Source organism: Cellulomonas sp. P4_D11 (assembly GCF_056401915.1).
Map to the genome: position 1 here is coordinate 43,702 of NZ_JBFUIK010000012.1, position 13,358 is coordinate 57,059.

The 13,358-nt window shown below is 73.8% G+C and carries 14 protein-coding genes; 5 read left to right on the top strand and 9 right to left on the bottom strand.

The genetic code is table 11. From position 1 onward, the window contains the following. The first annotated feature begins 13 nt into the window (after positions 1–13). On the top strand, positions 14–1,018 hold the full coding sequence (locus AC1DT4_RS09525) for a CorA family divalent cation transporter (protein WP_477089543.1): 1,005 nt from the start codon (positions 14–16) through the stop codon (positions 1,016–1,018). Positions 1,019–1,021: 3 nt separating this feature from the next. Here the strand turns inward: AC1DT4_RS09525 and AC1DT4_RS09530 are convergent, their stop codons facing one another. After that, the gene (locus AC1DT4_RS09530) at positions 1,022–1,909 is read right to left on the bottom strand and encodes an undecaprenyl-diphosphate phosphatase (protein WP_477089614.1); all 888 of its coding nucleotides are present in this window, start codon (positions 1,907–1,909) and stop codon (positions 1,022–1,024) included. 78 nt (positions 1,910–1,987) lie between these two features. Here AC1DT4_RS09530 and AC1DT4_RS09535 point away from each other — a divergent pair, with 78 nt between their 5' ends. Beyond that, positions 1,988–2,947 carry an aldo/keto reductase gene (locus AC1DT4_RS09535; protein ID WP_477089544.1) on the top strand — a complete coding sequence of 320 codons (960 nt, stop codon included), beginning with the start codon at positions 1,988–1,990 and terminating at the stop codon, positions 2,945–2,947. On the opposite strand, the gene AC1DT4_RS09540 is transcribed toward AC1DT4_RS09535, so the two are convergent. Beyond that, the gene (locus AC1DT4_RS09540; protein ID WP_477089545.1) at positions 2,944–3,240 is read right to left on the bottom strand and encodes a primosomal protein; all 297 of its coding nucleotides are present in this window, start codon (positions 3,238–3,240) and stop codon (positions 2,944–2,946) included. The genes AC1DT4_RS09535 and AC1DT4_RS09540 overlap by 4 nt on opposite strands. A 101-nt stretch (positions 3,241–3,341) precedes the next feature. Here AC1DT4_RS09540 and AC1DT4_RS09545 point away from each other — a divergent pair, with 101 nt between their 5' ends. After that, entirely contained in the window at positions 3,342–3,584 is a 243-nt protein-coding gene (locus tag AC1DT4_RS09545; RefSeq protein WP_477089546.1) for a DUF5703 family protein, read from the top strand. A gap of 12 nt (positions 3,585–3,596) precedes the next feature. Here the strand turns inward: AC1DT4_RS09545 and AC1DT4_RS09550 are convergent, their stop codons facing one another. Then, positions 3,597–4,802: an NAD(P)/FAD-dependent oxidoreductase gene (locus AC1DT4_RS09550; protein WP_477089547.1), complete on the bottom strand. Its 1,206-nt coding sequence runs from the start codon at positions 4,800–4,802 to the stop codon at positions 3,597–3,599. An 18-nt stretch (positions 4,803–4,820) separates the two neighbouring features. Continuing rightward, a complete protein-coding gene (gene folE / locus AC1DT4_RS09555) occupies positions 4,821–5,393 on the bottom strand; it encodes a GTP cyclohydrolase I FolE (RefSeq protein WP_477089548.1) in 573 nt (190 codons plus the stop codon). A 76-nt stretch (positions 5,394–5,469) separates the two neighbouring features. Between folE and AC1DT4_RS09560 the strand changes: the two genes are divergently transcribed. Continuing rightward, positions 5,470–6,153 (top strand): helix-turn-helix transcriptional regulator, encoded by a 684-nt coding sequence (locus AC1DT4_RS09560; RefSeq protein WP_477089549.1) that lies wholly within the window; start codon positions 5,470–5,472, stop codon positions 6,151–6,153. A gap of 6 nt (positions 6,154–6,159) precedes the next feature. On the opposite strand, the gene AC1DT4_RS09565 is transcribed toward AC1DT4_RS09560, so the two are convergent. From AC1DT4_RS09565 to ald, 4 genes are read right to left on the bottom strand one after another with little or no spacing between them, the layout of a single operon-like run. Further along, entirely contained in the window at positions 6,160–7,512 is a 1,353-nt protein-coding gene (locus AC1DT4_RS09565) for a M20/M25/M40 family metallo-hydrolase (protein ID WP_477089550.1), read from the bottom strand. Between the two features lie 32 nt (positions 7,513–7,544). Then, entirely contained in the window at positions 7,545–9,635 is a 2,091-nt protein-coding gene (locus AC1DT4_RS09570) for a M3 family metallopeptidase (RefSeq protein ID WP_477089551.1), read from the bottom strand. Between the two features lie 37 nt (positions 9,636–9,672). After that, on the bottom strand, positions 9,673–10,677 hold the full coding sequence (locus tag AC1DT4_RS09575; protein WP_477089552.1) for an NAD-dependent epimerase/dehydratase family protein: 1,005 nt from the start codon (positions 10,675–10,677) through the stop codon (positions 9,673–9,675). 9 nt (positions 10,678–10,686) lie between these two features. Next, complete coding sequence (gene ald, locus AC1DT4_RS09580; RefSeq protein WP_477089553.1) at positions 10,687–11,805, bottom strand: alanine dehydrogenase; 1,119 nt, start codon at positions 11,803–11,805, stop codon at positions 10,687–10,689. 120 nt (positions 11,806–11,925) lie between these two features. Between ald and AC1DT4_RS09585 the strand changes: the two genes are divergently transcribed. Beyond that, on the top strand, positions 11,926–12,447 hold the full coding sequence (locus AC1DT4_RS09585) for an Lrp/AsnC family transcriptional regulator (RefSeq protein WP_477089554.1): 522 nt from the start codon (positions 11,926–11,928) through the stop codon (positions 12,445–12,447). Here the strand turns inward: AC1DT4_RS09585 and AC1DT4_RS09590 are convergent, their stop codons facing one another. Then, entirely contained in the window at positions 12,448–13,347 is a 900-nt protein-coding gene (locus AC1DT4_RS09590) for an aminoglycoside phosphotransferase family protein (protein WP_477089555.1), read from the bottom strand. Between the last annotated feature and the right edge of the window lie 11 nt (positions 13,348–13,358).

Below are 13,358 nucleotides of genomic sequence, written 5' to 3' on the forward strand. Positions count from 1 at the left end.
CCACAATGCCGTGGTGAGCACCGAGCCCCTGACCCAGCCCGACGAGCGCGTGTGCGTGGAGACGCCGGGCGGCTGGAAGCGCGCCGAGACGGGCGCCCGCACCAAGGGGGCGCGCTGGGTGATCGTCCCGATGGACGACCTGTCGGACGCCGCGCGCCGCTACGGCATCAGCGAGCACGCGATCGCGCTGCTCGAGCACCGCATCCCCGGCGCCCACCCGTCGGCACCGAACCACGCCCAGCGCGCCCGGCTCGAGCGCTCGCCGGACGGGGAGCTCATCCTCACCACGCCGACGCTCTCGTACGTCGAGGCCACGCACGACGTGCACACCGGGGCGCTGACCAGCGTCGTCGGCAAGGACGTCGTCATCATGGCCGAGCTGGGCGACGCGGCCGTTCTCGACCGCGCCCTCGCCAAGCTGACCGGCGGGTTCCCGGTGCCCGACGAGGGTGTCCACCAGGTCGTCGCCGCCGTGGTCCTGACGCTCGTCGCGGAGGCCTCGGAGGTCGAGATCGGCCTGGGCGACGCCGTCGCGGACGCGGAGCGCCTCGTGTTCTCCACCGCCCGGCACGAGAACCCGCTCGAGATGATCTACGACCTCAAGCGCGAGATCGCCGAGGCACGCCGGGCCCTCAGCCCGGTCACCTCGGTGCTGCCCGAGCTGATCGCCGAGGCAGAGGAGGCACCCGGCCGGCGCCTGTCCCAGCCGTGGCTGCGCCGGGCGGAGGCCTGGGTCGACCGGCTGGACAAGCACCTCGACGGCTACGACGACCTGCTCAGCGACATGCTCTCGGTGCACCTGTCGCAGGTGTCGGTGCGGCAGAACGAGGACGTCCGCAAGATCTCGTCGTGGGCCGCGATCGCCGCGGCGCCGACCCTCGTCGCCAGCATCTACGGCATGAACTTCGAGCACATGCCCGAGCTCGACTGGACCTACGGGTACCCGCTCGCCATCCTCGCGATGGGCGCCATCTGCGTCACGCTCTACCGGCTGTTCCGGCGGTCCGGCTGGCTGTGAGGGCTACGTGGTCGGCGCGCTGTTCGCGTCGAGCACGCCCGTGAGCAGCAGGATCACGACGAGCGCGGCGAGCCCGAGCCGGTAGTACACGAACGGCTTGTAGCTGAAGGTCGAGACGATCTTCAGGAACACGATGATGACGAGGTAGCCGACGACGAACGCCACGAGCGTCGCGACGAGGGTCGCGCCGAACCCGGGCGTGCCACCCTTCCCGAAGTCGTCGACGCTCTTGGCCAGCTGGAACAGGCCGGAGCCGAACACCGCGGGGATCGCCAGCAGGAACGAGTAGCGCGCCGCCGCCTCCCGCGTGTAGCCCATGAGGAGCCCGCCGGTGATGGTGCCGCCGGAGCGGGACACGCCCGGGATGAGCGCCAGCGCCTGCCAGAAGCCGAACTGCACGGCGTGCCTGCCGGTCAGCTCCGTGAGCTCGCGCTGCTTGGCGCCCACCTTGTCGGCCCAGCCGAGCACCAGGCCGAAGCCGGCGAGCGTGAGGGCGATGAGCCAGAGGTTGCGGAACGTCTGCTCGATCGCGTCCTGGAACGCGAGCCCGAGGATGACGATCGGCAGCGAGCCCAGGACGATGAACCACGCCATGAGGGCGTGGTGGTCGGAGGGCTGCCCGGCCGGCATGCCCGCGCGGGACCGCCAGTCGGAGCCGAGGTCGCCGCGGATCGCGCGCCACCAGGCGCTCGCGATCCGCGCGATGTCGCGCCGGAAGTACAGGATCACGGCCGTCTCGGTGCCCAGCTGGGTGATCGCCGTGAACGCCGCGCCGGGGTCGGACGACCCGATGAGCTCGCCGACGATGCGCAGGTGCGCGCTCGACGAGACCGGGAGGAACTCGGTCAACCCCTGCACGAGCCCCAAGAGGATCGCTTCGCCCAGTCCCATCGCGTCCGTCACGAGCGGAACGATAGCCGGGGTGCGTTGCCGCTGATGACACGCAGGCGCCGATTAGTGTTGCGCCTCATGGAACAGCGCCACCTGGGCCGCACCGGTCTGCGGGTCTCCCGGCTCGGGCTCGGCACCATGACGTGGAGCCGGGACACCGACGAGCACGACGCGACCGAGCAGCTCCGGGACTTCACCGACGCCGGTGGCACCCTCATCGACACGTCCGCCTCGTACGCCGACGGCGGCGCCGAGGAGCTGCTGGGCCGGCTGCTCGACGACGTGGTCCCCCGCGACGAGGTCGTGCTCTGCACGAAGGCCGGCATCCGGCGCACGAGCAACGGCGGCGTGGTCGACGCCTCCCGTGGCGGCCTGCTCGCCTCCCTCGACGGCTCCCTGCGCCGCCTGCGCACCGACCACGTGGACCTGTGGCTGGTCCAGACCCCCGACCCGCGCACCCCGCTCGACGAGACCGTCTCCGCCCTGCGCCTCGCGGTGACCAGCGGCCGCGCCCGCTACGTCGGCCTGTCCAACCACGCCGGCTGGCAGGTGGCGCGCGCCGCGAGCCTGCTCGAGGGCGAGGTCGGGCTGACGGCGGTCGAGGCCGAGTACTCGCTGCTGCAGCGCGGGATCGAGCGCGAGGTCGTGCCCGCGGCCGTCGCGCTCGGCGTCGGCGTGCTGGCGTGGTCGCCCCTGGGCCGCGGCGTGCTCACGGGCAAGTACCGGCGCACCATCCCGGCCGACTCGCGGGCCGCGTCGCCGCACCTGGCGGGCTTCGTCGAGCCGTACCTCGCGCGGGCGTCGGCGACCATCGTCGAGGCGGTGGCCACGGCGGCCGACGGGCTCGAGCGCACACCGCTCGAGGTCGCGCTGGCGTGGGTGCAGAGCCGCGGCGTCGCCTCGGCGATCGTCGGGGCCCGGACGGCCACGCAGCTGCGCGCGTCGCTCGGTGCGCAGGACCTCGTGCTCCCCGACGAGCTCCGCAAGGCGCTCGACGAGATCAGCGCACCGGACCTCGGGTACCCCGAGCGGTTCTAGCGGCTGGCCTCGTCGGCGAGGTCGTCGACGTCCGCGTCGTCGTAGTCCTCGTCCTCGTCCTCGTCCTCGTCGTCCTCGTCCTCGTCGTCGTCCTCCTCGGCGAGGTAGAACGGCGTGGCCTCGCCGTGCACGGTGCCGAGGGCGTCGTCGTACACCTCGAACGCGTCGGCCAGGATGTCGTACGCGTCGTCGACCGCCGGGTCGTCCTCGCCGTGCGGCGCGGCGACGGCGGTGTAGTGGGCCTCGAGGGCTGCGATCAGGCGGTCCAGCGCGGCACGCGGGTCGACGGTCATGCGACGACCGTAGCCTTCTGCGAGGCACAATGGCAGCGCGTAAGGTTCTTCGGCACCAGCATCAGGACGTAGGCGCGGGGACGCGCGGGACGGGGTGGTCGATGGCAGACGGACAGACGAGGACGAAGCGGCCGGACTGGGTCGCGCAAGGCGGTCAGTACGAGTACCGCGTCCTCCGGATCCCGGCGACGACCTCACGCAACGACGCCCGCCGGATGCTGACCGAACAGGCCGAGCTGGGCCGCTGGGAGCTCTCCCGCACACTGCTGTTCGCCGGGGGCGAGCGCAAGGTGTGGCTGCGGCGCAAGGTCATCCGCGTGCGCAGCACCCTCGGGACGGACTGACCGGAGCGCCCGCTACAGCTCGGCCAGGGAGATGCTCTCGTCCGCGAGCCGCTCGGGGTCGATCTGTCGGCCGACGAGCGCGCGCAGCCGGTCGTTGATGTCCCACACGTTCACGTTCATGGCGGCGCGCACCCGTGCGTCGCGCAGCCAGAACGCCACGAGCTCCGGCCCGGTCGGGTCGCCCCGCACCACCACCTCGTCGTCCGCGTCCGCGTACCCGACGTACTCCATGCCGAGGTCGTACTGGTCGGTGTAGAAGTACGGCTGCCAGTCGTGCACGGCGTCCCGGCCCAGGACGGAGCGAGCCGCGAGCGCACCCTGCCGGATCGCGTTGTCCCAGTGCTCCACGCGCAGGCTGTGCCCGAGGGTGGTGTTGTGCGCGAGCGCGACGTCGCCGGCCGCGAGCACCGCGGGGTCGGCCGTGCGCAGGTGCTCGTCGACGACGATCCCGCGGGCGTCCGCCGCGAGGCCCGCCGCCACGGCGAGCTCCACGTTCGGGGCCGCGCCCACGCCGACCAGCACGACGTCCGCCGGCACGAGCTCGCCGCCCACCCGCACCCCGGTCACGCGGCCCGCAGCACCCTCGAACGCCTGCACGCCCACACCCGTCCGCAGGTCCACGCCGTGCGCCCGGTGCAGCGCCGCGAAGTAGGCGGCCAGCTGCGGACCGAGCACCCTCAGCAAGGGCTGCGCGGCGTACTCCAGCACGGTGACCTCGCAGCCCGCCGACCGCGCTGCGGCGGCGACCTCGAGGCCGATCCAGCCGCCCCCGACGACCACCAGTCGCGACTGCGCGGCGAGGTCGTCGCGCAGGACGTCGCTGTCCCGCAGCCGGCGCAGCGTCCGCACGCCATCGAGGTCCGCGCCGGGCACGTCCAGGGTCCGCGGGCTCGACCCGGTGGCCAGCACGAGGTGGTCGTAGGTCAGGACGGAGGCGTCCGAGAGCGTCACCGTCCGGGCGGCGCGGTCCACCGACGTGGCGGTGGTGCCGAAGCGGGTCTCGACGTCGTGCTCGGCGTACCAGTTCTCGGCGTGCACGAAGACGTCGTCGCGCGGCGTGGCGCCCTGCAGGTAGCCCTTCGACAGCGGCGGCCGTTCGTACGGCCGGACGGGCTCGTCGCCGACGAGGGTGACCGGCCGGTCGTCGCCCTCCTCGCGTAGCGTGGCGACGACGTGCGCCGCGGCGAGCCCCGCACCGACGACCACGGTTCCTGGCATCACGACCTCCTGACGGACCTACGGACGAACGGCGGCGAGGAACTCCGCCCGGGTGGCGGGCGAGTCCCGCAGCGCACCGGAGAGCGCCGACGTCGTCGTCACCGCGCCACCGGCCCGCACCCCGCGCATGCTCATGCACAGGTGCTCGGCCTCGACGACGACCCCGACGCCGCGCGGCGACAGCTCCGCGTCGATCCAGTCCGCCACCTGGCGGGTCAACCGTTCCTGGACCTGCGGGCGGCGGGCGAACATCTCCACCACGCGGGCGAACTTGGACAGGCCGAGGATCCGCCCCGCGGGCAGGTAGCCCACGTGCGCCACGCCGACGAACGGCAGCAGGTGGTGCTCGCAGAGCGACTGCACGGGGATCGAGCGGACCACGACGAGCTCGTCGTAGTTCTCCTCGTTCGGGAACGTCGTCATGGCGAACGGGCGCGGCGTCAGCATCGCGGCGTAGGCCTCGGCCATCCGTCGGGGGCTCTGCTCCGTGCCGGGGGTGTCGCACGAGATCCCGAGCGCCTCGAGGAAGGCCCGCGCGGCGTCCTCCGCGGCGTCGATGCCGACGTCGGCACGGGTCGTGGTGAGCGTCACCCGAGCGCCTCGATTCTATCGGATAGTGTTCTGTACTTTAGAAATACCCGCCGCTAGTGTCAAGAGCGTGGAGGGTGTGAGCACGGGGACGTTCGGGGCCGACGCCGGGCGCATCGGCGCGCTCGCCGACCCCGTCCGCCTGGCGCTCTACCGCTTCGTCAGCGCCCAGCCGGAGCCGGTCAGCCGCGACCAGGCGGCCGAGGCGACGGGCATCCCCCGCCACCAGGCGCGGTTCCATCTCGAGCGGCTCGAGGCGGACGGCCTGCTCGCCGCGAGCCACGCGCGCCTGACCGGCCGCACGGGTCCCGGGGCCGGACGGCCGGCCAAGCTCTACCGACGCGCTGCGCGCGAGATCGCGGTCACGCTCCCCGACCGGGAGTACGAGCTCGCCGGGCGCCTGCTGAGCGACGCGGTCGCGGAGTCGGCGCGGACCGGCGGCCCGGTCCTCGACGCGGTGAACCGGGCCTTCGCGGACTACGGGGCGTCCGCCGGCGCGTCGGCCCCGACGGAGTCGGACCCGCTGGACGCCGCGGCGGACGTGCTCGCGCGGCAGGGGTACGAGCCCCGGCGCGACGGGGACCGCGTCGACCTGCACAACTGCCCGTTCCACGCGCTCGCGCAGGTGCAGACCGAGCTGATCTGCACGGCCAACCGGTGCCTGGTCGCGGGGCTGGCCGACGCGGTGGCACCCGATCGGCTCGCCGCCCGGCTCGAACCGCACCCCGACCGGTGCTGCGTCGTCCTGGAGACCAGGCAGTAGCCTCGCTCAGCAGGTGCGCAGCAGGCGGTCCAGCACTCGCGTACCGAAGCGCAGGGCGTCCGACGGCACGCGCTCGTCCACGCCGTGGAACATGCCGGCGAAGTCGAGGTCGGCGGGCAGCCGCAGCGGCGCGAAGCCGTAGCCGCGGATCCCGAGCCGCGACAGGGACTTGTTGTCGGTCCCGCCCGAGAGCGTGTACGGCAGGACGGTCGCGTCGGGGTCCTCGGCGAGCAGCGACTCGACCATCCGGTCCACCAGGTCGCCCGAGAACGGCACCTCCAGCGCCGTGTCGTGGTGCAGCCGCTCGATCCGCACGTGCTCGCCGGCGAGGTCGGCGACGGTCCGCGCGAACTCGTCCTCGAGCCCGGGCAGGAAGCGGCCGTCGACGGTCGCCTCCGCGGCCCCGGGGATGACGTTCGCCTTGTACCCCGCCGCCAGCTGGGTCGGGTTGGTGGTGTGCCGGAGGGTGGCGCCGACGAACTTCGACGCCGGCCCGAGCGCGGCCACGAGCCGGTCGACCCCGTCCGGGTCCTCGGGGTCGAACGGCAGGCCGGTGAGCTGGGCGACGCCTTCGAGCAACGCGTGCACGGTCGGCGTGAGCTGCAGCGGCCAGGGGTGCCGGCCGAGCCGGGCCACGGCCTCGGCCAGGTGCGTGACCGCGTTGTCGGCGTTGACCTGGCTTCCGTGGCCGGCGCGGCCGTCGGCCACCAGCCGCATCCAGGACAGCCCCTTCTCGGCGGTCTGCAGCAGGTAGGCGCGCCGACCGTCGACGTCGACCGAGAAGCCGCCGACCTCGCTGATCGCCTCCGTCGCGCCCTCGAACAGCTCCGGGCGGTGGTCCACGGCCCACCGGGCGCCGAGCGAGCCGCCGGCCTCCTCGTCGGCGAACATCGCGACGACGACGTCCCGCGCGGGCTTGCGCCCCTCGCGCGCCATCTGCCGGACGACGGACAGGATCATCGCGTCCATGTCCTTCATGTCGACGGCGCCGCGGCCCCAGACCAGGCCGTCGAGCTCCTCGCCGCCGAACGGGTCCACGGTCCAGTCGTCGGCGCGCGCGGGCACGACGTCGAGGTGGCCGTGCAGCACGAGCGCCGGCCGGGTCTGGTCCGAGCCCTCCAGCCGGACGACGACGCTGGCCCGGCCCGGCGTGCTCTCGAACAGCTCGGGGTCCAGCCCGACCTCCGTGAGCAGGCCCATGACGTGCTCGGCCGCGGCGCGCTCCCCCGGCCCGGAGTCGTCGCCGTAGTTCGACGTGTCGATCCGGATGAGGTCGCGGCAGATCTGCACGACCTCGTCCTGCGCGGTCACGTGGTCGGAGGGCGCGGGCGTGCCGGAGGCCGGGTGGGTGACGGGCATGCCGTCCACCGTACCGGCCCCCGGCACCGGGTTCAGGCTGTCTCCGCGGCCGCCCCGAGCAGGCCGCGGCGCGCCAGCAGCGGGTCGATCAGCGGGTCGCGTCCCCGCAGGTCGCGGAAGGCCTGCATCGGGTCGAGCGAGCCGCCGCGCGAGAGCAGCCGCGCCCGGAACGTGTCGCCGTTCGCCCGCAGCAGCCCGCCGTTCTCGCGGAACCACTCGACCGTGTCGGCGTCGAGGACCTCCGACCAGATGTACGAGTAGTAGCCCGCCGAGTAGCCGCCGCCGAAGACGTGGTTGAAGTACGTCGTCCGGTAGCGGGGCGGCACGGGCGCGTAGTCCACGCCGGCACGCTGCAGGGCCGCCGCCTCGAACGGCTCGACCTCGTCGACGTCGGTCGGCACCTCGTCGGGTGACAGCCGGTACCAGGCCTGGTCCAGGAGCGCCGCGGACAGGTACTCCGTCGTCGCGAAGCCCTCGCCGTCCTGCCGGGCCGCCAGCAGCGTGTCCACCCACTCGGCCGGCATCGGCTCGCCCGTCTCGTGGTGGAGCGCGAACGCCCGGACGATCGACGGCTCCCAGGCCCACATCTCGTTGACCTGCGACGGGTACTCCACGAAGTCCCGCGGCACCGACGTGCCCGACTGCGACGGCCAGCGCACCGCCGAGAACAACCCGTGGAGCGCGTGCCCGAACTCGTGGAACAGCGTGATGAGCTCGTCCCACGCGAGCAGGGTCGGCTCCCCCTCGGGGGGCTTGGGGATGTTGAGGTTGTTGACGACGACGGGCGGCTCCCCGAGCAGCGTCGACTGGTCCACCAGGTTGTTCATCCAGGCGCCTCCCCGCTTGGACTCGCGGGTCCAGTAGTCGGCGAGGAACAGCCCGAGCCCCGTGCCGTCCTCGTCGAACACCTCGAACACGCGCACGTCCGGGTGGTACCCCACGAGGTCGTGCCGCTCGGCGAAGGTCAGCCCGTAGAGGGAGCTGGCGGCCCGGAACACCCCGTCGGCCAGGACCCGCTCGAGCTCGAGGTACGGGCGCAGCAGCGCGTCGTCCAGCGCGCGGCGCTCCTTCTTGACCTGCTCGGCGTAGAACGACCAGTCCCACGGCTCGAGCGTGGCGCCCGGGTGGTCCGCCTCGAGCGCGGCCTGCAGGTCGGCGCCCTCGACGCGCGCGTTGGCGACCGCGACGGGCGCGAGCCGCTCGAGGATGTCGGCGACGGCCTCCGCGGTCTTCGCGGTCGCGTCCGCGGCGATGTACGCGGCGTGGTGCGGGTAGCCGAGCAGCTGGGCGCGCTCGGCTCGCTTGCGCGCGAGGCCCAGCAGGGTCGGGCGGGTGTCGAAGGGGGCCGACGAGCCGCGCGTGGCCGACGCGCGGAAGACGCGCTCGCGCAGGTCCCGGTCGCGCAGCACCGCCAGGACCGCCTGCTGCGTGGGCAGCGCGAGCTCGAGGAACCAACCCTCCTCGTGCCCGCGGTCGCGCGCGGCCTTCGCCGCCGCGGCGCGGGCGTCCTCGGCCAGCCCGTCCAGCTCGTCCTCGTGGGTGACCAGCACCCCGGCCGCGTTCGTGGCCGCCAGCAGGTCGCGCCCGAAGGCGGTCTCCAGGCTCATGATCTCGGCGTTGAGGGTGCGGAGCCGGTCCTGCGACGCCTCGTCGAGGTCGACACCCGCGCGCACGAACGCCGTATGGGTGCGGTGCAGGAGCCAGGCGGTGTCCGGCTCGAGCTCGAGCGCACCGGAGTCCACGTCCGCCTGGAGAGCCGCGACACGTGCGAAGAGCCGCGCATCGAGGTAGATCGCGTCGTGGTGGGCCGCGAACAGCGGCGCGATCTCCTCCTCGACGGCCTCAAGGCCGGGCGTCGAGTCCGCGCTGGACTGGTTGTAGAAGCTCGTCGCGGCGCGGTGCAGGAGGCGGCCGGAGCGCTCGAACGCCTCGAGGGTGTTCTCCACGGTCGGCGCGGCGGGGTCGGTCGCGATCGCCTCGATCTCGGCACGCTGCTGCGCCATGCCGGCGAGCAGCGCCGGGAGGTAGTGCTCCTCGCGGATCCGAGTGTGGTCGGGGAGCCCGTACGGGAGGGTGGACGGCGCACCGAAGGGGTTGTCGGTGGCGAGGTCGGTCGGATTCATGGCGGACATCATCGCCGACGGGTGCGCGGTCCGCCCGTCACGACGTGCGGGCGAGGAACTCGTCCTCCGCGGCGTACGCGAAGAACGTGTCGTCCGGGTCCATCCGCACGAAGGCCGGGAACGCCTCGCGCCAGTCGCGGCGCGACGCGGCGTCGACGAGCCACTCGATACAGGCTCCGACGGTGTCCTCGTAGTGCCCCGGGGCCACGTATCCGAGCTCCGCGACGGCGCGGGCCATGCCGAGGACGACGGGGTGCGGCACCGTCCACGGCGTGCTCCCGAGGTCGCCCGCGGGGGCACCGGGGAGCATCACGTAGGTCGGGCTCACGCCCATCGCGGCGTCGACGACGGCGGAGATCTCGGCGACCGTCAGCGCCCGCGGGTCCACGGCGTTGAGCACGCGGTGGGCCGGGCGCGCGGCGGCGAGCCGGGTCAGCTCGCCGAGCACCGAGGTCGCCGTGGTGTGGAACCGGCTCTCGCCGTCGTAGGCGAGCACGCGGACGTCCCGGCCGTCGAGGGCCCGCTTGACGAACGTCCACTCCCGCGGCTGGCGGCACCACGGGCCGTGGATGGCGCCGGGTCGCAGGATCGTCGTCGGCACCGCGGAGGCCGCCCACGCCCGCTCGAGGGCCACCTTGCCGGTCGCATAGGTGTCGCGGCCGGCCTCGACGGTCGGCTGGTCCTCGTCGATCGGCATCGGGTAGCTGCCGAACTCGTCCGTCTCGAAGCCGTTGCCGACGTCGTCGACGTAGACCGCGCCGCTCGAGACGATCACCGCCGACCCGATCCGGTCGCCCCGCGCGACCAGGGGCTCCGCGTGCCGGTCGTCGTACGCCACGACGTCGACCAGGACGTCGACGCCGGACCCGAGCACGGCGTCGAGCGTGTCCGGGTCGGCGCGGTCACCGACCACCACCCGCGCACCCTCGACGTCGGCCGCGTGGCGCGCGAGCACCCGCACGTCCCAGCCGTCCGCCAGCAGCGCGGGCACCACGGCCCGGCCGATCTGCCCTGTCCCGCCGATGACCAGCGCCGTCGCCATGGCCCGACGCTACGCCAGCGCGCTCGTCAGGTCCTCGTACGTGCGGTAGCCGTGCGCCCGCCCGACCGCCGCGTTGTAGAGCCGGCCGGCGTGGGTGGTCAGGCCGGCGCCCAGCGAGGGGTCGGCGTCGACCGCGCCGTGCCAGCCCAGGTCCGCGAGCGCCCCGAGGTACGGCAGCGTCACGTTGGTCAGCGCGCGTGTGGACGTGACCGGGACGGCGCCGGGCATGTTGGCGACGCAGTAGAAGACGGACCCGTGCACCGCGTAGGTCGGGTCGTCGTGCGTCGTCGCGCGCGTGTCCTCGAAGCAGCCGCCCTGGTCGACCGCCACGTCCACCAGCACGGAGCCGGGCTTCATGCGGGAGACGAGCTCGTTGGTGACCAGCCGCGGCGCGCGGGCGCCGGGCACGAGCACGGCCCCGATCACGAGGTCCGCGTCGAGCAGCTCGCGCTCGATCGCGTAGGCGCTGGACGCCACGGTCCGCACCCGGCCGCCGAACGCGGAGTCGGTGTCGCGCAGCCGCGGCATGGACAGGTCGAGCACGGCCACGTCGGCGCGCATGCCGACCGCGATCTCGGCCGCGTGCCGGCCGACGACGCCGCCGCCGAGCACGACGACCTTCGCGGCGTCGACACCGGGCACCCCGCCCAGCAGCACGCCGGCGCCGCCCTCGTTCTTCATCAGGTGGTAGGCACCGACCTGCGTGGACAGCCGACCGGCCACCTCGCTCATGGGCGCCAGCAGCGGCAGGGAGCCGTCGGGCAGCTGCACGGTCTCGTAGGCGATCGAGGTGGTGCCCGCCGCGAGCAGCGCGTCCGTGGCGGGGCGGTCGGCCGCGAGGTGCAGGTAGGTGAAGAGGACGAGGTCGTCGCGCAGGTAGCCGTACTCCGACGGCACAGGCTCCTTGACCTTGCAGACCAGGTCGGCGCTCGCCCACACCTCGGCGGCCGAGGCGACGATCCGGGCGCCGGCCGCGACGTACTGCTCGTCGGTGATGGCGGAGCCCTCGCCCGCGCCCGCCTGGACGAGCACCTCGTGGCCGGAGGACACCAGGTGGTGGACGCCCGCCGGGGTGGCGGCCACGCGGTACTCGCGGTTCTTGACCTCGCTGGGGATGCCGACCTTCATGATGGGCTCCGTCGCCTTCTGTGTGTGTGACATCTCGTGCCGGCCAGCACTCATCGGCAATTCTGAACTTCCTGTGTTGCCAACGCATGACGATCGATGAACATTCGCTAGATTCGCCACATGTCCGCCCTCGATTCCACGAGCGAGCCTCTCACCGGTCCGAAGCGAACGACGTTCGGCGCCGTCGAGCTCGACGAGGTGGACCGGCGCCTGCTCAGCGAGCTCGAGCGCGACGGCCGCATCTCGAACAAGGAGCTCGCCGCTCTGGCCGGGATCGCGCCATCCACGTGCCACGCCCGCGTCCGGGCGCTGCGCGAGTCGGGCGTGCTGCGCGGCTTCCACGCGCAGGTCGACCCCGAGGCCGTCGGCCGGGGCTTGCAGGCGATGATCGCCGTCCGCCTCCAGGCCGCGGCCCGGGCCCGGCTCGCGGAGGTCGCCCACCGGCTGGCGCAGCGCCCGGAGGTGCGGGACGTGTACCTGCTCGCGGGCGTCGACGACGTGCTCGTGCACGTGGCCGTCCGCGACTCGCGCGAGCTGCGCGCGTTCGTGCTCGAGCACCTGAGCACCCGCCCCGAGGTCGCCCACACCCAGACGAGCCTCGTCTTCGAGCACGTGCACGCCCCGGGCACGGCCTCGATCTGATCAGCGGGCCATCCGCGCCCAGACGGCCGCCTGCGCGAGGATCCGGCGGGCCACGGGTTCGTCGTCGAGCTCGTCCCACACCCACAGTGCCGACTCGGTGCACCGCGCGAAGGCCCACGCGCCGATGCGCGCGGGGTCCAGGTGCCCCGCCACCGCCTGCACCCGCGCGCGCAGGACGCGGGCCGCGTCGGCGTGCGCGAACGGGTCGTCCACCTGCTCGAGCAGGGGCCACAGGTCGTACGCCGGGTCGCCGCGCATCGGCTTCGGGTCGATGGCGAGCCACCGGCCCCCGGCGTCGAGGATGTTGCCCGGGTTGAGGTCGCCGTGGATCAGCACGGAACCGTCCCCCGGGAGCGTGCGCAGCAGGTCCGCCGCGTCCCGCACGAGGCCGGCGTCGGCGTCGTGGCGCGCGGCCCGTTCCTCCAGCAGGTCCGCCCACCCCGCGCACACCTCCCCGAGCAGTGGCACGGGCGGCACGTCGGGCACGGCCCACAGGACCCGGGCCACACCCGCGCCGATCTCGAGCCGCTCCTGGGGGGTCCCGGGCGCGTCGGCGAGCGGGGTCCCGGGCTCGATGCGCTCGAGCAGCAGCGCCCAGTCGTCGGCGTCGGCAGCCAGCACCTCCGGGACGCCGTGGCCGTGCCAGGACCGGAGTGCGACCACCTCGTCGCGCGCCTCGTCGTGCGGGAGCGACACCTTGAGGACGACCGGCCGCCCCACGGCCGTGGTCCCCGGCGCGCACCACGACGCCGCCCCGGTGACGAACGGCGCCCCGAGCGTCAGGTCCCAGCGCTGGACGGCCCGGCCGACGAGGTCGGGGAGCCGGTCGATCCACGCCCGTCCGGCGGGCGTGCGGCCCACTCCGTCGTGCAGGATCGCAGGGATGTCGGGACCGGCCACGGAGCGAGGCT

Bases quoted from the DNA above. Each gene is read 5' to 3' on its own strand.
- AC1DT4_RS09565 (WP_477089550.1), bottom strand. From the start codon at position 7,512: ATGCCCGTCACCCACCCGGCCTCCGGCACGCCCGCGCCCTCCGACCAC.
- AC1DT4_RS09540 (WP_477089545.1), bottom strand. From the start codon at position 3,240: ATGACCGTCGACCCGCGTGCCGCGCTGGACCGCCTGATCGCAGCCCTC.
- AC1DT4_RS09575 (WP_477089552.1), bottom strand. From the start codon at position 10,677: ATGGCGACGGCGCTGGTCATCGGCGGGACAGGGCAGATCGGCCGGGCC.
- AC1DT4_RS09585 (WP_477089554.1), top strand. From the start codon at position 11,926: ATGTCCGCCCTCGATTCCACGAGCGAGCCTCTCACCGGTCCGAAGCGA.
- AC1DT4_RS09545 (WP_477089546.1), top strand. From the start codon at position 3,342: ATGGCAGACGGACAGACGAGGACGAAGCGGCCGGACTGGGTCGCGCAA.
- AC1DT4_RS09535 (WP_477089544.1), top strand. From the start codon at position 1,988: ATGGAACAGCGCCACCTGGGCCGCACCGGTCTGCGGGTCTCCCGGCTC.
- AC1DT4_RS09570 (WP_477089551.1), bottom strand. From the start codon at position 9,635: ATGAATCCGACCGACCTCGCCACCGACAACCCCTTCGGTGCGCCGTCC.
- ald (WP_477089553.1), bottom strand. From the start codon at position 11,805: ATGAAGGTCGGCATCCCCAGCGAGGTCAAGAACCGCGAGTACCGCGTG.
- AC1DT4_RS09530 (WP_477089614.1), bottom strand. From the start codon at position 1,909: ATGGGACTGGGCGAAGCGATCCTCTTGGGGCTCGTGCAGGGGTTGACC.
- AC1DT4_RS09550 (WP_477089547.1), bottom strand. From the start codon at position 4,802: ATGCCAGGAACCGTGGTCGTCGGTGCGGGGCTCGCCGCGGCGCACGTC.